Annotated in this window: 17 protein-coding genes and 1 pseudogene; 3 read left to right on the top strand and 15 right to left on the bottom strand. The window is 74.0% G+C overall.

The window, feature by feature from the left end:
- On the top strand, positions 1-629 hold a 629-nt coding region (locus ADK55_RS33900), incomplete at its 5' end, for a hypothetical protein (protein WP_234350368.1).
- A 57-nt stretch (positions 630-686) separates the two neighbouring features.
- Here ADK55_RS33900 and ADK55_RS33905 read toward each other — a convergent pair.
- The 5 genes and pseudogenes from ADK55_RS33905 to ADK55_RS33925 form a co-directional block, all read right to left on the bottom strand.
- Entirely contained in the window at positions 687-1,544 is an 858-nt protein-coding gene (locus tag ADK55_RS33905) for an IS5 family transposase (protein WP_053684572.1), read from the bottom strand.
- A 55-nt stretch (positions 1,545-1,599) separates the two neighbouring features.
- Positions 1,600-2,002, bottom strand: a pseudogene (locus ADK55_RS33910) (RacP protein).
- 4 nt (positions 2,003-2,006) lie between these two features.
- Complete coding sequence (locus ADK55_RS33915; protein ID WP_053684574.1) at positions 2,007-3,116, bottom strand: DUF6192 family protein; 1,110 nt, start codon at positions 3,114-3,116, stop codon at positions 2,007-2,009.
- A gap of 610 nt (positions 3,117-3,726) precedes the next feature.
- A complete protein-coding gene (locus ADK55_RS33920; protein WP_053684576.1) occupies positions 3,727-4,632 on the bottom strand; it encodes an NADP-dependent oxidoreductase in 906 nt (301 codons plus the stop codon).
- 52 nt (positions 4,633-4,684) lie between these two features.
- Positions 4,685-5,764: an alkene reductase gene (locus tag ADK55_RS33925; protein WP_053684578.1), complete on the bottom strand. Its 1,080-nt coding sequence runs from the start codon at positions 5,762-5,764 to the stop codon at positions 4,685-4,687.
- A 293-nt stretch (positions 5,765-6,057) separates the two neighbouring features.
- Here ADK55_RS33925 and ADK55_RS33930 point away from each other — a divergent pair, with 293 nt between their 5' ends.
- Positions 6,058-6,609, top strand: a complete 552-nt coding sequence (locus tag ADK55_RS33930; protein WP_078999755.1) for a MarR family winged helix-turn-helix transcriptional regulator — start codon at positions 6,058-6,060, stop codon at positions 6,607-6,609.
- A gap of 40 nt (positions 6,610-6,649) precedes the next feature.
- Here ADK55_RS33930 and ADK55_RS33935 read toward each other — a convergent pair whose 3' ends face one another.
- The 10 genes from ADK55_RS33935 to ADK55_RS33980 form a co-directional block, all read right to left on the bottom strand.
- Entirely contained in the window at positions 6,650-7,309 is a 660-nt protein-coding gene (locus ADK55_RS33935) for a nucleotidyl transferase AbiEii/AbiGii toxin family protein (RefSeq protein ID WP_053684579.1), read from the bottom strand.
- Positions 7,306-7,671 (bottom strand): hypothetical protein, encoded by a 366-nt coding sequence (locus tag ADK55_RS33940; RefSeq protein ID WP_053684582.1) that lies wholly within the window; start codon positions 7,669-7,671, stop codon positions 7,306-7,308. Before ADK55_RS33940 ends, ADK55_RS33935 begins: the two co-directional genes overlap by 4 nt.
- 72 nt (positions 7,672-7,743) lie before the next feature.
- A complete protein-coding gene (locus ADK55_RS33945) occupies positions 7,744-9,477 on the bottom strand; it encodes a thiopeptide-type bacteriocin biosynthesis protein (RefSeq protein ID WP_053684584.1) in 1,734 nt (577 codons plus the stop codon).
- A gap of 54 nt (positions 9,478-9,531) precedes the next feature.
- Complete coding sequence (locus ADK55_RS33950; RefSeq protein ID WP_078999757.1) at positions 9,532-11,517, bottom strand: TOMM precursor leader peptide-binding protein; 1,986 nt, start codon at positions 11,515-11,517, stop codon at positions 9,532-9,534.
- Complete coding sequence (locus ADK55_RS33955) at positions 11,514-13,472, bottom strand: hypothetical protein (protein ID WP_053684586.1); 1,959 nt, start codon at positions 13,470-13,472, stop codon at positions 11,514-11,516. Before ADK55_RS33955 ends, ADK55_RS33950 begins: the two co-directional genes overlap by 4 nt.
- A complete protein-coding gene (locus ADK55_RS33960; protein WP_053684588.1) occupies positions 13,469-14,626 on the bottom strand; it encodes a lantibiotic dehydratase C-terminal domain-containing protein in 1,158 nt (385 codons plus the stop codon). Before ADK55_RS33960 ends, ADK55_RS33955 begins: the two co-directional genes overlap by 4 nt.
- 74 nt (positions 14,627-14,700) lie before the next feature.
- The gene (locus tag ADK55_RS33965) at positions 14,701-17,397 is read right to left on the bottom strand and encodes a lantibiotic dehydratase (RefSeq protein WP_053684590.1); all 2,697 of its coding nucleotides are present in this window, start codon (positions 17,395-17,397) and stop codon (positions 14,701-14,703) included.
- 108 nt (positions 17,398-17,505) lie between these two features.
- On the bottom strand, positions 17,506-17,694 hold the full coding sequence (locus ADK55_RS33970) for a thiazolylpeptide-type bacteriocin (RefSeq protein ID WP_053684592.1): 189 nt from the start codon (positions 17,692-17,694) through the stop codon (positions 17,506-17,508).
- A 239-nt stretch (positions 17,695-17,933) separates the two neighbouring features.
- Entirely contained in the window at positions 17,934-18,125 is a 192-nt protein-coding gene (locus ADK55_RS33975) for a thiazolylpeptide-type bacteriocin (RefSeq protein WP_053684594.1), read from the bottom strand.
- Between the two features lie 364 nt (positions 18,126-18,489).
- Positions 18,490-19,203, bottom strand: a complete 714-nt coding sequence (locus tag ADK55_RS33980; RefSeq protein WP_078999760.1) for a TetR/AcrR family transcriptional regulator — start codon at positions 19,201-19,203, stop codon at positions 18,490-18,492.
- 107 nt (positions 19,204-19,310) lie between these two features.
- Between ADK55_RS33980 and ADK55_RS33985 the strand changes: the two genes are divergently transcribed.
- On the top strand, positions 19,311-20,287 hold a 977-nt coding region (locus ADK55_RS33985), incomplete at its 3' end, for an aldo/keto reductase (RefSeq protein WP_053684596.1).

Raw genomic sequence — 20,287 nt, forward strand, 5'->3', positions numbered from 1 at the left:
AGTACCTGATCCATATCCCTGCGGTGCCTCTCGGAGCGGTCCGGGCCCATGTAGCGTCAGCGCCAGGGCTTGAGCGGGGGCGTGAGTGGGGGACCGTGGACGAGACGTTTGACGCAGCTGGGGCTGGGCTGTGCTGCGCCGCAGCGATCCGGCTGGGTGGAGCCGTGCGTGTGTTGGCTGCGCCAGTTGCTCTCCTCGACCGCTTCGGCTTGGTCTTGGCGGGAGTGGAGAACATCGTTGCGTTTCTTGAAGGCCAGGAGCTCGACGAAGGCCTGCTCGGCCCAGCGTTTGCCGAGAACTGGGGCTTGGAGCACAGGTATCCAGCAGACCTCACGGGGCGGGAGTTCTTCAGGGCCTGGACAAGTTTGGTGTTCGTCGCGCTGGTGCTGACCAGGCCGAAGCAACAGGACATCATGGCAAGGCAGGGGTTGGACTTCGCTTTGGGCGCGGCAGCCGCGTGGCCCACCGCCGTCGGTATCGGCTCCTTCGGCAGCCTGGTCGACTTCGAACTGGCCTGCCAACAGGAGGCAGAGGATCAGTTCCGGAAGGGAGACCTACCCGCTTTGTGGGAGCTGGCAGAGAGCCAGTCCCACCAGTACCGACGAGCGGCGGAGCGGCTCGTCGGATAGCCGTTCCGCGGTGAGTTAGCCTTCCGGCCCAGTTGGCGGTTGCGGTGCTGACCGCGGTCAGTCCCGTGTGTGCTCACGGGAGGCCGGCTGGCTGGACCGGCGGGACTGTCGTCGGGTGATGCGCCTGGTCATGAGGGTGATCGCGGCCCAGGTGATCAATGATTCGGAGTGCTGGATGAGGCGTTCGTAGTCTCGGGCGTGCCTGCGGGCGTGCATGACCCAGGCGATCGAACGTTCGACCACCCAGCGGCGGGGCAGGATGACGAACCCGACCGCGTTCTTCGGCCGGCTGACCGTCTTGACCGTCAGGTTCAGGTACCTCTTTGCCCAGGTCACGAGCTGTCCGGCGTAAGCGGAATCGGCCCAGACGATCGTGATCTCGGGGTGCATCAGTCTCAGCCGGAACAGGACTTCCTTCGCCGCGTCACGGTCGGTCATGTCGGCGGGAGTGACCATCACGAACAGCGGCAGGCCCTTGGTGTCGACCACGAGGTGACGCTTGCGGCCGTTGATTTTCTTCGCCGCGTCGTAGCCGCGCGAGTCCTTGCCGACGGTCTCGGCGGCCTTCACGGACTGTGAGTCGATGATGGTGGCGACCGCGCCGGGCGAGCGGCCCATGTCCCGGCGGACGCGTTTGCGGAGCTGGTCACGGAGGTGGCCGACGACTCCGGCGGCGGCCCAGCGGGCCATGAAGTTGTAGGCCGTCCGCCAGGGCGGGAAGTCCTTGGGCAGGGCCCGCCACTTGCAGCCGGTGTCGACGACATACCGGATCGCGTCCACGATCTCGCGCCGCGGATGCTTCTCCGGGCGTCCCCCCTGCGGGGTCTCGCAGGCCGGGACGGGCAGGAGCGGTTCGATCAATGCCCACTCGTCGTCGTAGGTGTCCGAGGGGTAGCAGCGGCGCCGGGCCAACATCTGCTCCCTTCACGAAGGTGGGGGCCAGCCGCATCGCGGCCGGCCCCCACCGAGATCACACGTCGATGTAGTCGGCGATCACGTCGAGCGTGGACTCGACGGAGTTGAGCTGGGTGTTCAAGTGCCGGACCCAGCGGCCCTTGGGTTGCAGAGCAGCGTGCGGGGCGACGGTGCCGGTGATGAACCGGCGGATCTCGGTGAGCTTGGCCCGGATGACCGCGACCTCGTAGGCCTGAAGCTCGGTCGGGTCGGAGCAGAACTTGTAGCCGTCCGGCCTCGTCCAGATGAGCGGGGGCCAGCCCTGTTCGGTGATGGTGTCCCGCAGACAGGCCAGGCCCGCGCGACCTGACCAGCTGCTTGAATGCCAGACCTGCCGGCCGTGCTTCGAACAGCACGAACCGGACCGTGTCGGCGTGCCTCTGCGCGGCGGGCGACCGGCGCGTTGAAGCGCGCGGCATCCCACTACTCGCCCTGCAGCAGGCGGGCGAGCTCGCCGTCGACGTCGACCTTCCCGGTGTCCACTGCCGTCTCAACCCAGTCGAGCGTCGCCCGCGAACGGGCGATGTTCTCGTGGATGATCGCCTTCTCGTCGTCGGACAGCTGCCGGTCGCGCAGCCCCGGGACGGCCCGGCCGCAGGCCGCGACAAAGGCGTGGCAGGCGGTGACCAGGTCCAGGAACTCCACCGTCCGGTCGATCCGCTTCACCGCCGGTGCGATGGGGCTGGTCCGCTCGAAGTCCTCACGGGCCTGGCGGCCGCGTTCGACCTGGGCGTGGTTGACCTCGTGGCGGGCCCGGTCATCCGACATCGCGCGGAAGGCGACGTCCGGCCTGCGCAGCAGACCGGCGGTCACCTTCGCGGCGACCTGGTCATCGCGGGTCAACTCCTCGACGACCCGGGTCCTCTGCTCCGGGGTGACCTGGGAGACCACGGACGGACGCCGCAGAACGTCCGGGACGACGGCCGCGGCGACCTGGTCGTCGCGGACCAGTTCCTCCGCCGCCCTGATCCTGTCCTGCGGGGTGACCTGGGAGACCACCGACGGCCTGCGCAGGAAGTCCGAGGTCACCGTCGCCGCGACCGCCTCGTCCCGGGCCAGCTCGTGGATCGCGGATACCTTCTCCTCCGGCGTCACCGGATTGTCGACCCGCCAGCCGACCCTCCGTTTCGCGTCGTCGACCGACCACCGGGCCTTGCCCTCAGGCGGGGTCCGGACGACTGCGAACCTCTCCTCCTCGTCCTCGATCCTGCCCAGAATCCGGTGAATCGTGAACGACACCTCACCGAACCGGCGGTCTTTGGGCCACTTCGACGCCGCCCACCGGCAGTTCTTGACCACCGAGTAGGACAGGCCGATGTCCTCGGCGAGCCGGAGCAGCGAGTCCCGGACCGTGAACATCTCCTCGCTCGGCTCTGGCTGCCGGAACGCGCGCATCGGCTCGATCTCCAACGCGTAGTCCCCGACGGCGAACTGGGCCTGGCCGATGGTCTCCACGAGCTTCCGCAGCTCGGTAACGATCTCGGTGTATCGGTCGAACCCGACCGCCCCGATCTTCTCGATTTCCTGGGTCATGGCAACGATCACCACCCGCGGCGGGCCGGGGCACAGCCCCTCGACCGTGACAGAACACGGCCCGCTCTCACAACCGAGGCTCGAACCCAACCGGGAAAGATCGCAACGATCGACCACAAGAGCCAGAATCTGACCGGAAACCCGATTCGGATGCGTTCGCACAGCGGTCACTGTGACCGTTCGACGAACGATTCGCTTCGGGACCGCCAATCTCTCATCAGGCACCGCCGCGAGCAGAACACGGCATCCGAACGCCGATCCACACCCGCCACCCAGGCCGTCCCGCACACGGGACACACCACCCTGCCCGCCCCGTTCAACTCCGCCTGAACCCGCAGCCGCAAACGGCGCTCCCGCCGCCACGACCTGGCACGACACGTCGTCGAACAGAACACCGCGTCCGACCGCGAGGCCGGCCCCAGTCGGTCACCGCAACCCCTACACGCAGGCTCTGCGAGCCGATCGGATCCCTCGGACACCTCCCCAGCCTAGAACCCCACGCCCGTCGAAAATGGGGATATGGATCAGGTACTGACGAGCGGTGTCCCCGGCCGTGGCCGCCGCCCCGCCGCCCGCCGCCCCGGGCCGGCGGGGCGGCGGCCACCGGAGGTCAGGGCAGCAGGACGGCCTTGCCCCGGTTGAGGTGGGCTTCCAGGTCGGCGTGCGCCCTCGCGGCTTCCGCGAGGGGGTAGGTGCGCCAGACCGGGACGGTGAGCCGACCGCCGGCTGCCAGGGCGACCAGCTCCGCCAGGGACTCTCCGGCGCTTTCGCCACCGCCCGCGCTGAAGCGGACGCCGTGCCGCGAGGCGGCCATGTCGGCGATGGTGACGACGCGCGTACTGTCGCCGGTCAGGGCGACGGATTCGGCGAGCACGCCGGCGCCCGAGGCGTCGAAGACGGAGTCGACGTCCTGCGGAGCCGCGGCCTTCACCCGCTCCACCCAGCCGTCGCCGTAGCGGACGGCCTTCGCTCCGAGCGCGGTCAGCCGCTCGACGTCGTGCTCGCCGACCGTTCCGACGACGGTGATGTCCCGGGCGACGGCGAGTTGGGCCGCGATGATCCCCACGCTGCCCGCAGCGCCGTGGATGAGCAGGGTCTGCCCGGCCCGCACGTCCAGTTCGGCCAGGACGCGGGCGGCGGTCAGACCGACCGTGACGAGCGAGGAGGCGACGTCCCAGGCGAGGGCGTCGGGCTTGGCCACCGGCCGGTCGAGCAGGGCGTACTCGCCGTAACTGCCGCCGGTGGTCGAACCGAGCACCGCGTCGCCCACGGAAGCCCCGGCTCCCTCGCCGACGGCGTCGACGACACCGGCCGCGTCCAGGCCGGGGGTCACGGGGAAGTGGGCCGGTGCGTTGCCTGCCATCAGACCGGACCGGATCTTCATGTCGAGGGGGTTCACGGACGCGGCCCGCACACGGATGCGGACCTGGCCCGGACCGGGCTCCGGAGGGGTGACCTCCGACAGTCGCAGCACGTCGGCCGTGCCGTACTCGGAGAAGGTGATCGCTTTGGACATCAGGGACTCCCGGGTGGTCGGGTAGGGGGCTCGTCGACGACTGGCGCGGGCGTCAGCCGTTGAGAGTGGGGTAGTCGGTGTAGCCGCGGTGGTCGCCGCCGTAGAAGGTGGACTGGTCCGCGGTGTTGAACGGGCCGCCCGCGGCGAGGCGGCGCGGCAGGTCGGGGTTGGCCAGGAACAGGGCTCCGTACGCCACCATGTCCGCACTCCCGTCCTCGATCAGCTTCAGCGCGTCGGGACCGGTGACGTCCGGGTGGGTGAACGGATTGAGGACGAACGTGCCGGGCCACACGGTGCGCAGCCGCGGCGCGAGCTCGGGGTCGGGGCCCTCCATCAGGTGCAGATAGGCCAGGCCCGGTCCGGCGAGCCGCGCCAGGAGCGCCTCGTAGACCTCGCCGGGGTTGGTCTCGGACATGTCGTTGTACTGGTTTCCGGGCGAGATCCGCAGGCCGACGCGCTGTGCGCCGATCGCTTCCACCACGGCGGTGACGACCTCGACGGCGAAACGGATGCGTCCCTCGGTGTCACCGCCCCAGGCGTCGGTGCGCTGGTTGGTGCGGTCGGAGAGGAACTGGTGGATCAGATAGCCGTTGGCACCGTGGAGCTCCACGCCGTCGAAGCCCGCCTCGATCGCGTGGCGCGCGGCGGAGGCGAAGTCGGCGATGGTCTGCCGGATCTCCGCGTCGGTCAACTCCTTCGGCGTCACGAACTCCTTGGGCCCCTCGTGGGTGAAGACCCGGCCCTGGGCGGCCACGGCCGAGGGCGCCACCGGCACCAGACCGTCGGGGAGCAGGCTCGGGTGGCCGATCCGCCCGGTGTGCATGAGCTGGGCGAAGATCACGCCGCCCTCGTCGTGCACGGCGTCGGTCACCTTCCGCCAGGCCCGCACCTGGCCGGTGGTGTGCAGGCCGGGCGTGTCGGGGTAGCCCTGGCCGACCGGCGAGGGCTGGATGCCCTCGGTGACGATCAGCCCGGCCGAGGCGCGCTGCGCGTAGTACGTCGCCATCAGCTCCGTCGGTTCCGCGCCGGCCCCGTGGGCGCGGCTGCGGGTCATCGGAGCCATCACGACGCGATTGGCCAGGCGCTTGCCTCCCAGCTCGATCGGATGGAACGCGGAGGTCGCGGTGGTCATGTCGAGTCCCCTCGGGGTGGTGGGTGCCGCACGGCACGGGCACGGCAGGGTGCCTGCGCCCACGCGGTTGCCTGTCTGAACAAGTAAATCACCTGTCCGAACAAGTAACCAGCCCGGATTTGTTCCCCGGGGGTGATGGGTGAGGTGGCAGATGTGGAGATTGGAGCCCATGAGAAGCGGCCTGAGCTGGGCATATTCGATGCGGCGTCGGAGTGGCGTCATCGGCTTCAGGTGGCGGTAGGGTTACCTTGACCAGGCAGTAAAGACAAGCGAGCGGTAAGGGGAGGAAGACGATGACGCAGCTCACGCCGGACGCCGGAGACGAGCCCGTGGTGACCGGGCCCGTGGTGACGCGGCAGGAGGCCACCGTGCCGTTGCCAGCGGCGGCCGGTGGCGGACCCGTCAGCCACGCGATCTTCCGCCTGGCCCGCCTGCACCGGATGTTCGCCGGTCAGCTGCTGCGCCGCATCGGCCTGCACCCGGGCCAGGAGCTGGTCATGATGCACCTGTGGGAACGCGGTCCCCAGCGGCAGATCGACCTGGTGCGTCTGATGGACTCCGACGCGGCGACCATGACCCGCACCGTCCGACGCCTGGAGCAGTCCGGCTTCGTCCGACGTCGGCCCTCGCCCACCGACAAGCGCGCGTCGCTCATCGAGCCCACGGCGGCGAGCCACGCCCTGCGCCGTCAGGTCGAAGAGGTCTGGACCCAGCTGGAGGACATCTCGACGGCCGGGCTCACGGACGACGAGCGCACGGCCGCCCTGCGCACCCTCGAACGCCTGGAGAAGAACCTCGTGGAGGCGGCCGGCGACGCCGCCTGCCCGGTCGACGCGGACCGCTGAGGATCGCCCCGGCCCGCACGCCGACCACGGTGCGGGCCGCTCAGTCGTCGGTGAGTCGGCCTTCGAGGTCGATGACCCACCGCCGGGCCCACTCGCGCAGGTCGGCGATGGCGTCCGCGTCGAGTCCGTACTCGGCGAACTCCTCGTCGTCGTACCACTCGGAGCCGGCCAGCCGGTCCCGGAGGTCGTCGAGGCGGAACTCGTCGCGCCCGTGCCGAGCGCCCAGCCGCTCCAGTTCGCCCAGGTCGCGCCGGCGCAGGCGGTGGGCCGCCTGTACGTCGATGAGATCGCGCGGGGCGCCCCGGTCGGCCAGGGCACGGACCTTGGTGCCGATCACGTCGTCGAGGGCGAGGACCGGTCCGTACTCGGTGTTCTCCGGGGCGGACCAGAGGTTCTCCTTGAGGACGTCCACCTCGCACCGCGCGCCGTCGACGGGGTCGGTGACCATGAGGCGGGCGGCGAGCGGGTCCACGGCGACGACCTCCACGGCCCAGCCGCGCTTGGCCAGCTCGTGGACCAGGTCGGCGGCGATGTCCTCCATGGGGGCCGGGTTCTCGGTGGCGACGTCGAGGTCCTGGCTGAGCCGGTCGACGAGCCCGTGGGCCTGCACCGCGTAACCACCGGTGAGGACGAGCGGGTACGGGGAACCGATGGCGATGACGTCGGCGAGGAGTCGGCGGTGCAGCCCGCTGAGGTTCACGCGAGGGTGGTGGTCCGGGTCGGGAGCTGCGGGAAGCGGTCCTCCCAGACCTGCCGGACGTGCCGACTGACCAGGGTGCGCAGGACCGGCCACTGCGCGATCAGCAGGTCCCGGTCCAGGAAGGCGACCAGATCCTCGCGCCGGCCCTCGGCGAGGACGGTTCGGTACAGGCTCATCCGCTGGCGCGGGCGGTCCAGGTCGTACGTCCGCAGCCCGGACCACGCGACGTGCGGCGGCAGCGCCACCGGCCCGCGGACGGGCCCCGTCAGCTCGGCGAGGGAGCCGGGCAGGCGGCCGGCGTACCGCGAGCGGAGCACTTCGCCGACCGGTGCCGGCGGGACGGGAGAGGACAGCTGGGCCATGGGCCCAGTATCGCGTGTCCCACCCGTCCCCGGCACGACGGGTGGGGGATTCCCCCGATGGTGTGCGCCGGCCTAGGCCCCGGGGCGCCGGCCGAGCGGGAGCAGGTACTGCAGCGGCTGTTCGAGGTCGTCCAGGCCGAGGAGTTCGTGGGCCAGGTCGTCGTGGAAGCCGCCGAGGGGGGTGCCGGCCAGGCCCAGGGCCGTCGCGGTGAGCAGCAGCGTCTGCGTCAGGTGGCCGGTCTCCAGCAGGGCCAGGCGCAGGGCGCGCAGGCCGTAGCGGCGCCGCAGCACGCCGAGGTCCGCGTACACGGCCAGGACCACCGGCGCGCCGTCGATGCCGATCCAGTCGGGGTCCGTCGCGGGACGGGACAGGTACGTCGACAGGGCCTTGATCGCCTCCACCGGCGGGACCGGCCCCACGCGGCGCAGCGTCCGCGATTCCGGCACGCATTCCCAGGTGCCCGCGGGGACCCCGGCCGTGTCGAGGACCAGCAGCCGTACGCGGGCGGTGTAGAGGGCGCCGGCGCTCGGGTGGGGGCGGTGCACGAGGGTACGCGTCGAGCCGTCCGCGAGGAGCTGCTCGGAGCGGCCGCTCTCGGACAGGGAGTGCCACAGCAACGCGCCCAGCGTGTCCGCGTCGAGCGGCCCGGTCAGCGCGCCGCGCAGCGAGGACCGGCCCGCGAGGACCTCACGCAGCGACACCTCGGGCAGCGGCCCCGTCGGCAGCGCGATCTCCGGCCCGGCCGTTCCCCACCCCGCCCGGCCGGTCGCCGACGGGGAGAGCGGCGCCGACGGCCGCAGGGCCGTGTCCTCGCCGCGCCCGATCTGGAACTTGCTGCGCTCCAGGTAGCGGAAGTCGGGCGCGGTGTGCGAGGACGGGAAGTAGTCGGCCGGCTCGTCCGTCGTCGCCGAGCCCGCCGTCCCCGAGTCCGTCGTCCCCGAGTCCGTCGTCTCCAGCAGGGTCCGGGCGACCAGCCGGCACACGGCCCGCTCCTCGTCGGGGGTGACACCGAGCCGGTTGAACAGCATGTGGAGCTGCGAGGCCCACACCCAGGCGTACGAGGCCGCCGGCTCGCCGCCGGCCCGCAGCGTCGCGTCGGCCTCCCGGACCCGGTCCGTCCACCGGAGCAGCCAGGGCGACGCCGTGCCGTCCACGAGCCGCCGCCGCAGGTCCGCCGCGCGCCGACCCAGCGTCGAACGCTGCGCCGCGTACACGGAGTTGACCCGGGCGTGAATCGAGGCGCCCGGCAGCAGCGGCACCTCGGTGACCCACCGCCAGCCGGCCGCGTGCCCGCGCAGCCAGCGTGCCGCGGCGAGTTCGTCCATCCCGAGCGCGCACGCCGTCGCGTGCGCCAGGTCGGCCGCGATCGTCAGGCGCGTCGCCGCGCCCCCGTCCCGTACCTCCCGCAGGGCTTCGACGACCACCCCGGTGGAGGCGGCGAAGACGCCCTCGGCGACCGGCAGCGCGAGCGGGCCGCCGTACCGGTCCGTCTCGGGCACGTACGGCACGGACCGCACCTCCCCGTGGGCGGAGGGCCACGGGCCCGGCACCGAGGGCACCTCCTTCGCGGCCCGCGCCAACTCCTCCGGCAGCCGCGCCGCCGCGGCCGGGTCCGCGCCGTGCACCCGGATCCGCAGGTGGGGGCCGTCCTCCCCGTAGCGGATGAAGAACCACCGGTCGGCCTTCCCGGCCGCCACCAGGCCGTCCAGCAGCGGGGCCACGTCCCGCAGCAGGAGCGCGTCGGCGTCCTCGGCGGTGGCGTGCAGGAACAGGTGGTGGCTCTGCCAGGTGTCGATCGTCGTCATCAGCGGTCCTCGTCGTGGGCCCGTGCCCGTCGTGGGCCCGTGCCCGTCGTGGGGTCAGGGGAAGGGGTGCGGGTGGACCGTGAGGTCCTCCGGGCGCAACGGCCGGTTCGTGCGGCCCAGTCGGTACGGCACCTCCAGCAGTCGGGGGAGCCCCCGGGTGCGGTGGTTGACGTGCCCGAAGGTCATCGGCAGGGCGCCCGGGACGACGACCTTCACCGCGTGCAGTCCGAGCCGCCGGCGCAGCCCCCGCTCGGACTGGTCGACGGTGATCACCTCCAGGCCGGCCCGGGACAGCCGCTCCACGCTCGCCCCGAGCAGGTCGGCGAGGTCACCCACCGGCTCCGGAGCCCCCGGCCAGGCCTCCTCGACCGACAGCCGGGGCGTGTCCGCGAACAGGAACTCCAGGCGCGGGCCCGCCTCGGGCAGGGTGTTCACGCCGACGTGGTCGTCCAGGGACACCACCAGCTCCGGCCGGTCCAGCATCGGCCGGAGCCGGCGCGGATCGCGCGGGCCGCCCTCGGCCAGGGAACGGTGCCCCGCGTCCAGCACGTTGGTGACGACCTCGGCCACCGCGGAGCGGATCGCCGCGCGCGGGTCGTGGTGGGCGCCGGCCGCCAGGAACATGCGGGGCGCCTCCGGGTGGGAGCCCTCGTACCGGCAGACCGCCACGACCGCCGGGACGCCGAAGTCGTTCGTCGCGTCGAGGAGGACGAGCCGGTAGCCGGCCAGCGCCGCACGGTCCGCGAGCAGCGCGGTGTCCGGGTCGTCCGGCGGTGGAAGCACCCGGCGCAGGGGCGTCGCCGCGTACCAGGCCATCAGGAACGCGTCGCGCTCCGCCACCTCGAACAGCCCGTAGAGCGCGGCCTCCTCGGGGCTGTTGCCGAGTCCGCAGCCGTTCGAGGACTCGTACACCACGCGGGGTCGGTCGCCGCCGGGGACGTCCCAGTACGCCACGTGCTCCGGGACGGCCGTGGTCCGCCGCCGGGTGAGCGACCAGCCGTGCACCCAGTCCATGACCAGGTCGGGGGCGTAGGGCACGGTCGGCGACGACGGGTGGCCGTGGTGGGCGGGGTCGGGCAGGCCGAGCCGCTCCGGGTCCACGGCCCGGTCGGGACCCAACTCCGCGTAGGAGGCGCGCAGCCCCGTGCGCCGGCCGGTCGGCCGCATGCCCGTGTACCGCTCCACGCTCTCGAACAGCGCGATCCGCTCGCTGTCGCCGAAGTCCCGGGACCGGCCGTACCCACCGTCGTCGACGAGACGACCGTCGGTCACGAACGCGCTGGTCAGGCAGAACGCCGAGTCCTCGGACCGGAACAGCCGGCGCACCGGGCCGAACCGCTCGTCGTACAGGGCCTCGCGCAGCCGCTCCGGCGCGGTCAGCGGGTTGGGCGCGCGGAGCACGTACGGATCGGGGAGCGGCCGGGGGCCCGACGGCAGCGCGGCGACGTCGGACGCCGAGTCCGGGGGCAGCGGGTGGCACACCGCGCAGCCGCCGACGGGGCTGACCCGGTGCGTGGACCAGGTGCCGCGCCCGAGGTGCACGACGTACACGAGGGCCGACTCCGCACCGGGCTCCGAACCCGGCTCCACACCGGGTTGGGTCTCCTCGGGGGCGGCCGGCTCCAGCAGCTCCAGCGCGAGGGCGCCCAGCGACTCCGACAGGGCCGGCGAGGTCACGCCGGCCAGCTCCAGGGTCGGGCTCCGCCACGGCACGCGACCGCCCGCCGTGGCCAGCCGCTGGTACTCGGCGCAGCACAGACAGGCCGCCGCGCCCGGCCGCAGCACCGGCCCGACCACCGCCAGCGCCCCGTCGAAGCGCACCGGTACGAACTCCACGGGGTGGCCGAGCGCGTGCCGGCTCAGTTCCTCGGCGAGGCCGAGCGTCCACCGCGGCAACAGGACCACGGCCGCCCCGGACACGGCCGCCGTCGCGGAACCGGCGTCGAGCACGGGCACCGGCAGCGCCCCGAGCGGACCGGACGGGGGCGCGGCAGGCGTCGGTATCGGGGCCGCGGGCGGGGGCGCGGTCGCGGAGGTCATCGTGTCTCCCGGGGGGTGTGCAGGACCGTGAATCCGAACGCCCTCAGCAGCGCGCCGGGTTCGTCGGCGCTCCGGGCGGTGGGCGCATCCGGGGCCGGGTCCGCGCCCGTCAGTCGGCGCAACGCGTCCTGGAACGCTTCCTCGCGCCCGGCCAGTTCCGCCAACCAACGGCCGGTCCACCCCGAGTCCTCCCAGGCGGCCGTCCGTACCCCGGCGGCGGCCAGCGGCGCGACCGCGCCCCCCGAGCCCGAGGCGAACCCGGCGGCGGGATCGGAGCCACGGGCGGGGTCGGGATCGCGGGCCGAGACGCGGGCCACGGCCGCGAGCGAGGCGAAGGCGACCGCGTCGCCCGGCGTCGCCTCCACGGCGTCACCCAGCGGGCCGAGTCCACGCGACGGACCCGACGAGGCCCCGCGGTGCCCGGTCGGGCGGACGACGGCGCGGTACACCTCCTCGCCCGGAGCGACCCGGAACACCTCCAGGCGCGCGGGGACGGCGAACCGGTCGGTCAGCGTGGTCCACCAGTGGCGCACCTGCGGGTGCCCGGACCACCGGTCGGCGGGCACGGCCGGCAGTCGACCCGCCGGCTCCGGCAGGCCGCCGGCGACCGCGCGCAGGGCCCGGCCCCGGGCGTGCCCGGGGTTCGCCCCGACGGCGAAGCCCTCGCCCCCGAGAAGGAGTTCGGCGGCCCGGCAGAACAGGTCCAGGCGCGCCAGGTCCAGCCGGGGCGCGCCGCCGACCAGGACGCCGTCCGGGCGGCCGGCCCGGCGCAGTACGCAGCGGGCGAGCGGCACGGGCAGCTGGCGCAGGTCCCCCGGGAGCGGCTCGGGCAGCATCCCGCACCGGTCGTCGGTGAGGGCCGCCAACCGCCGCAGCGCCTCGCCGAGGCCGGCGGCAGGAGGCAGGAGCGTCCGCCGGTCGGCGTCGACGCGGTCGGGCCCGAGCCAGCTGCGGTAGTCGGCCCGTGGCGGCCGGGCGTTCGCGAGCAGTACCGCCGGCAGTCCGGGCAGCAGCCTGTCGTCCTCCCCTTCGTCCGCCGGGTCCGGCAGCCCGGCGGCCCCGCACAGCAGCCGGTGCGCCGCGGCGCCCGCGAGCAGCGGGAAGAACGCGGCGGGCACGGCGGGCACTTCGGCCGTCGCGAGCACGGCGTGCGTGGCGGACGTGCCGCGCGTGGCGGGCGTGGCGGGCGCTCCCGGCGGTCCGGGGCGGTCGAGCCGGGCCTCCAGGGCCTCGGCCTCGGACCGGATCTGGGCGGGGCTGCCGAGCGCGGTGGCGTACCCGCTCCCGCCGCGCCGGCCGACCGCCACGCCCCGGACGGGCCCCGACCCCCGGGCGTACAGGAGGACCCGGTCCCCGGGCAGGTCCGGATCGACGGTGTACGCGACGGGCAGCCCGCCCGCCGCCAACGCCCGCCCGGCAGCCCTGGCCAGCGGGCCGTCGGGAGCGCCGGACACCACCTCGGCGCGGGTTCCGAGGAGCGCGGCCCGCGCGGTGTCGGGCCGCTCGGCGGTCACACCGAGCCAGTCCGTGACCGGATCGGTCGCGGTGGTCCGCACGGTGGTCGGGGGCGGCGTCGGGCCCGACACGAGCAGCTCGTGCGCCGCCAGTTGCCCCACGAGCGTGTCCACCGCCCCGCGCAGCGCCGAGCCCGGCTCCACACCGTCCAGGAACTCCTCGAACCCCCCGTCGAGCAGGGGTTCCTCGATCATGCGCCACAGCGTGGGCAGCGCCTTGCTGCCCTCCAGGGTGACGCTCCCGCGCCGCCCCCGCAGGTGCAGGCCTTCGCGCAACGGCGTCACGGCCACCCCGGGGCGCAACCGCCGCACGGTCCGGGAGCCGGCGTCCGGACCCGTGCCCGTGTCCGTGCCCGCACCCGCACGGGTGCCCTCGTCCGCACGCGCGTCGGCGCCCGAGCCCGGGTCGGCGCCCGGCACGGCGGGGTGTTCGGCGCTCACGAGGCGCCCTCCACCGCGTCGACGGCCGCGCCGATCTCCGTACGCCAGTCACAGCCGGTCAGGCCGGGCACCGTACGGATCACCAGGTGCGCCGCCAGGTACCGCTCCAACGGGCGGACGTCGCAGATGGCCAGGAGCCGGTACAGGGCGTTCGTGGACGCACGGTGGATCAGGTAGTCGGGGCGGCTCCACATCGTCCCCTCGGGGTCGGAGCGGCTCAGCAGTTCGTGGAAGGCGCTGTATCCGGTGCGTTCCTCGTGGTTCCAGCGCCGCGCCGTCCCGGAGTCCCCGGTGGCCGCGGCCCGCGCCCGGTACGCGTCCGGGGAACCGTGCAGGTCGGCGCCCGCCTCGTACCGGCTCCGGACCAGCTCCCAGGCGTCCGCCGAGTACGCGGACCAGGCCCGCTCCCACCCCTGCGCGCCGCCGCCGCGGATCCGCCCGACGAGGCCGGTCACCGCCTCGTCCACGCGCTCCGCGTGACGCTCGAACCGGTCCCGCAGCCGTCCGTCCGGATCCTCGTGGAAGAGGAAGTCCTCCAGGTGGGACACGTACGAGTAGTGGCCGCCGGCCAGCCCGCCGGGGTGGGCGCCGGCGTGCGCGGCGAGCGCGACCACCGCGAGCTGGATCCGGGCCTGCGCGCGGTCGCCGTGCTCGCCGAGGAAGCCGGCGCCGGCGCGCAACGGGGCCAGGCCGGCGCGCAGCAGCTCGTCGCGCAGGTCGGCGCCGTCGTCGCCGAGGAGGCCGCGCAGCGCGGTGCGGTCGACGGTCTCGACCCGGACGGTGTTGTCCGCGACGATCGGCCCGTAGGGACCGGGAACGAGTTCGGCGCGGCCGGCTTCCGCGGCCCGCTCCAACAGCTCTGCCTCGGTGAGGTCGCCGTGTGAGGGGTGGACCCGGAGCCAGGCGCGGACGTCGGTCGCGGCGGCCTCGGCGGCGGCGTCGACCCGTTCGCGCGGGCCCACCAGGCGCAGCCGCAGGTGCGGGCCGTGCAGCCAGTGCCGCTCCACGTGGGCGACGCACCCGTCCGCCGCCAGAGCCTCGGCGAGCGGCAGCACCACCTCGCGCAACAGGGGTGCCTTGACGGGGTGGTGGTGGTAGACGACCACGTCCCGGGCCTCCCGGACGTCCCCGGTCCTCGGGGAGTCGCTTTCCATGGATCGCACGCCTCGCACGCTCTCTTCCGGCTCTCGTGATGCTCGTGGCTCTCGAACCGTCGTCGTGTCCCGGTTCATCGCCGCCGCCCGGGCCGGTTGACCTCAAGTACCAGTTCGACCGCGTGGGTCGGGGTGTCCAGGCCGCCGGGTGCGGGGAGCGCCTCCTCCAGGACCGCGCCGCCTTCGGTGTGCCGGGACAGCCACTTGGCCAGGCACCGCAGGTGTAGTGCGTTGCCGAGGTCCACCAGGTGCGGCTTGGGCCGGTTCAGCCGATTGAGGAAGTCGGCGGTGGCCCGCCCGGTGACGGGGCCGCCGACCGGGTGCAGGAAGAGCTGCTCGGGCAGGTCCAGCAGGGCGCGCCAGCGGACCGCGGCCGTGGCCGGCACCGGGTCGGAGCCGAGGTCGGCGCGCAGGGCGCGGACGACGTCGGGCGGCAGCAGCCAGCGCCGCCGGCGCAGCACCACGTGGCGGTGGAGCAGCCGGGGGGTGCGCGTCACGAGCCCGCCCGGCGCGGTGACGGCGCGGCGGGGGACGAGCGCCCCGAAGTCGACGGCGCCCTCGGGGTGGTCGGCCAGGTGGGCGCCGATGCGGCGCGGCAACAGCACGGGTGCGAGGAACCCCGGGTACAGCACGTCGAGGTGTTCCCCGGTGCTCCGCAGCCGCAGGCGCACCTGGTCGGTCGCCTCGTCGTGGACGAGGTCCAGGTCGCCCTCGCCGATCGAGGCCCGGTCGCGATCGGGGCCGATCTCGTCGGGGACGAGCAGCGGGTGCAGGTTGGCGTTGAAGCCGCCGACGGGTCGGATCTGCGCGGCGCGCGCGCCGGGACCCAGCCCGCGGCGGATCTGCCGGGACACCTCGGCGGCGGCGCGCGGATCGAGGGCGTCGAGGAACCGGCTGGTGAACCGGCCCCACCCGCCGTACACGTGGTTCACGCACAGCGGCCCCGGGTCGGTCGCCCCGGGGCCGGGCTGCCGCTGGAGGAAGTACGCGTAACCGAGGGGGCGTTCGACGGTCCAGTCGGGCAGCCGCCCGCCGAGGCTCGCCACGAGGTCCCGGGGCAACACGACCGCGTCGTCGTCGGCGGGAGCGCCCTGCGGGGGGTCCGTGACCGTGCGGACGACCTCCGCGCGAAGGTCGGCGAGCGCGCCGGCCCCGGTGGGGAAGGCGGCCCGGTCGCCGGGGGCGAGCGCCGCGAGCCGCCCGGCCTCCTCCCAGGCGTCGGCCACCTCGGCCCCGAACTCCCACGGGTGGCGGCAGGTGCCGCCGGATCCGTACCGCGCGACGAAGCGGTCACGGACGATGCGGCGCAGCAGGTGCCCGAGGTCGAACAACTCGGCGAGCGCGGTGACCTCGCCGAGCGCCTCGTGGTCGGCGTCGTCGAGGAAGCCGTCGACGGGCAGCGGGTGGGGGGCGACGACGTCCTCGGACAGCACGTTCAGGGGCGCGGACACCTGCGGTACGGGACGCCCCGCGTCGGCCAGGGTCGCCTTCCAGTCCCGGGACAGGTCGGAGAGCAGGGCGGGCCGTTCGGCGGCGGGCGCCGCCGTGAAGGCGGCCGTGACCCGGGCGAGTTCGTCGAGGAGGTCGGCGCGGGCCGCGTCCTCGGGGTGGGTCGCGCCGAGCGCGCGCAGCCACGCCGAGAGGCGCTCCAGCGGGTCGCCGTCCTGGGGCGCCACCGGGTCTTCGGGCACCAGCAGCCCGGCCTGCCCCAGGCGGTCGAGGAAGGCCGAGGCGGCGGCGGGGCCGCCGTCGCCCGCCCCCTTCAGGGCGCCGGCCAGCCGCTGCGCCAACCCGGCCAGGGGCACCGGGGTCTCGGCGTGCTCGGTGACCAGGTCCAGGGGGCCGCCGTAGGGCAGTTCGACCTCGTCCTCCTCGGCCACCAGGTAACGGCCGCCGGCGAAGGCGGTCCGATCGCGGGAGAACGCGGCCCGGCCGTCCTTGACCCGGGCGCTGCTGGTGATCCGGTGGGGGAGGGTCGCCCGGCGGTGCGGCGCGGTCAGGAGCGCGAGGGTCAGGGCCGTCGTCAGGGTGCGGTTGACCTTCACGACCGGGTGCGGGGGGTCCGTGAAGAGCGGCGCGGCTCCCCACGCGGCACCGGGTCGATCCGGTGCGGAGCCCGACGACACGCCCCAGCCGACGGCGGTGAACCAGGACAGCGGGCTCGTCTTGGTACTGGCCCGCAGGGCGTACCGCAGCACGGTGGGTTCCTCCTTGCGCGCCCTGCGGTCGAGCACGCCGGTGCCGGCCCGTTCCACGGCCCGGAGCAGATCGGCGCTGGTGAGGGCGACGGCCTTGCCGAGGGCCGGTTCGCGACACAGGGCGGCCAGGGCCGTGCGCTCACCGGCCAGCGCCTGATCGGCGGCGTCGCCCAACTCGGCGAGGACCGTGCCCCGTCGGGCGCGCAGCGCGAGCCAGGACGCGAGCGGGGGGACCCGGTCCGGCAGGTCGCCGAGGCGTTCCAGCAGGGCGGGCCGAGGCTCACGACCGTTGTGCAGGGCCCGGCGCAGCGGGAGGACGACGTCGTGGTGGAACTCCGCCGGATGACCGTCCCGGCTGTCGTACAGGGCGTCGCAGAGCGGCGCGGTGATCCGCAGCAACCGTGTGTCGAGCCGGTGCAGGTGGGCGAGCAGGGCACGGAACCGTGCGGCGGGCGGCTGCTGGGCCGGGTGGGTGAGCACGGTGGCGCGGACCAGCGCGTAGGGCGCGGAGCGCACCCGGTAGCCGCCGGCGCCGGTGTCCGTGTCGGCGGCCGGCCGGCGCGGCTGCGACATGACGGTTCCCCTCCTGTCGGTGATGACGCGCGGCCTCCCGCCGTACGCGGGTGTACGCGGTGTACGGCGGGAGGCGTCACGACGTGTGCGGGTGTTCGTGCCCGACGGCTACAGCGTCGGGACCTCGGGTCGCTCCGGCTGGGCGCAGGAGGACGAGCCCTGGCAGGAGCAGGAACCCCAGGAGGCCCCGCCCTCGGGCAGTGCCACCGTGTCCCTCATGGAGGTGACGGTGAGGTCGCCGAGGTCGAGGTCGAGGTCGTCGAGTGCGAAGCCGGCGCCGGGAGTGGCTCGGTCCATGGAGGTCTCCTCCGATCGGAAGGGCGACGGTCGACGGGCGAGGGCCGTCGGGTGCGACGGGTCGACGGTCGACGGTCGGGGCGTGCGGCGGTCGGGTGTCCGCCGCGGGTGGCGCGCACCGGTGTCGGTGCGCGCCGCTCGTGAGGTGATGCGTCATGCGTGGTGCGAAGGCCCGTGATGCCGAGGCCGTGGTGCGACGGCCCGTGAGGTGACGGCCGTGGTGCGAAGGCGTGCGGAGGTCAGCCCGCGAGTTCGCCCGCGTCCAGCGTCGGCTGGGCGCAGGAGGACGAGCCCTGGCAGGAACAGGAACCCCAGGACGCCCCGCCCTCGGGCAGCGCGACGGTGTCGCGCATCGAGGTGACGGTGAGGTCGCCGAGGTCGAGGTCGAGGTCCTGGAGGGCGAACTCGGGGGTGCGTGCGATGTCGGACATGCGTGTCTCCCGGATGGTGGAAGTGATAGCCGAATGTGCCGTGACCGAACGCCCGGTCCACGGGGCGGTGTCACCCGGCCCCGAGGGTCTCCGGCGTACGGACCGGTCGGGCCCGCAGGCGAGCGATCCGCCGTCCCCTGGGTGAGGACCGCGGTTCGATCTCCTGGATCCGGGCTCCGTCCGGCCGTTGACCGGCCAGGCATCCACGATCATGCACGGTGCTTCAGGACCGCTGGAGGGGAGATGCAGCCAATATCCCGGCCAACGGAAGCCGGTGCTCCGTCCGGTATCGGGCCCTGGCCCGGAGGGAGTTGAGAGCCACGCCCTCGCAGGCCGCGCACCAGGCCGTCGGCCGCCGCCCGCGCTACGCGTCCCGTACGTACGCCCCCGCGCGCGCGGCCGCCACCGCGGCCGTCGCGGCACGGTCGGCGGCCGCCTCGTCCAGGGGCAGCGTCGTGGTCAGGAGGCGGTAGTAGAGGGGGGCGGACGCCGCGCGGACGACCTCGTGCGCGTCGGTGCCCTCGGGCACCTCGCCCCGGGCCGCGGCCCGCGCGACGCACGGCGCCCACTCCTCGACGCGGACGGCGTAGAAACCGTGCAGCGCCTCCGCCGCCTTCGCATCGCACGTCGCCGCCGCGATCACCGCCTTGAACAGGGCGCCTTGCCTCGGATCGGCCAGCGTCCGCGCCACCAGCCGGGTGTTCGCCGTCAGGTCCCCGAGGAGCGAGCCCGTCTCCGTACGGGGCACGGACTGCTGCGCCATGTCCGACAGGAGATCGGTCACGAGGCCGGTGACGGTGCCCCAGCGGCGGTACGCGGTCGTCTTCCCCACCCCGGCGCGGCGCGCCACGTCGGCGAGGTCCAGATGGGCGAAACCCCGCTCGGCCAGGACGTCCCCGGCGGCCCGGAGCACCGCCGCCCGTACGCGCGCGGTGCGACCGCCCGGCCGGGCGGTTCCCGGTTCGACCTCGGCGCCGGTACCGCTTCCGGTCTCCGTCCCGGCTTGGGTCGCGGCTTGGGTCCCGGCTTCGGTCTCACCCTCGGTCTCACCCTCGGACTCGCCCTGCGCGAACTCCATAACGGGACTCCTGTTCCATTAATGAGCGTGGCTTGTTACGCTGGCCCCATCTTAACGGAACTGTGGACCCATTAGTTAGGGGTTCGCGGGTGAGAAGGAGATGCGTCATGGAGTACAGGCGGTTGGGTGCGTCCGGGCTTCAGGTGCCGGAGCTGAGTTTCGGCGCGGGCACCTTCGGCGGGCAGGGGCCGCTCTTCGGCGCCTGGGGCAACACGGGCGTCGAGGAGGCGCGCCGCCTCGTCGACATCTGCGTCGACGCCGGCATCACGATGTTCGACACGGCCGACGTCTACTCGGCGGGCGCCTCGGAGGAGGTCCTCGGAGCCGCCCTCAAGGGCCGCCGGGAGCAGGTGATCATCTCCACCAAGGCCGGCCTGCCCACCGGCGACGGCCCGGGTGACGCCGGTACCTCCCGTTCCCGCCTGATCACCTCCGTCGACGACGCCCTGCGCCGCCTCGGCACCGACTACATCGACCTCTTCCAACTGCACGCCTTCGACGCCGGCACCCCCGTCGAGGAGGTGCTGTCCACCCTGGACGACCTGGTCCGGGCCGGGAAGATCCGCTACACCGGGGTCTCCAACTTCTCCGGCTGGCAGACGATGAAGTCCCTCGCCACCGCCGACCGGCACGGCCGCGCGCGTTACGTGGCCCACCAGGTCTACTACTCCCTCATCGGCCGCGACTACGAGTGGGAGCTGATGCCGCTCGGCCTCGACCAGGGACTGGGCGCGATCGTGTGGAGCCCGCTCGGCTGGGGCCGGCTCACCGGCAAGATCCGCCGGGGCCGGCCGCTGCCCGCCGGCAGCAGGCTGCACGACACCGCCGACTACGGTCCGCCGGTCGACGACGAGCACCTGTACCGGGTGGTCGACGCCCTGGACGAGATCGCGGAGGAGACCGGCCGGGCCGTCCCGCAGATCGCCCTGCGGTGGTTGCTCCAGCGGCCGACCGTGTCCTCCGTCATCATCGGCGCCCGCAACGAGGAACAACTGCGCCAGAACCTCGGCGCCGTGGGGTGGACCCTCACCCCCGACCAGACGGCGAGGCTCGACGCGGCGAGCGAGCGCCCGGCCCCCTACCC

This window comes from Streptomyces sp. WM4235 (assembly GCF_001279725.1).
Classification (GTDB): Bacteria; Actinomycetota; Actinomycetes; order Streptomycetales; family Streptomycetaceae; genus Streptomyces.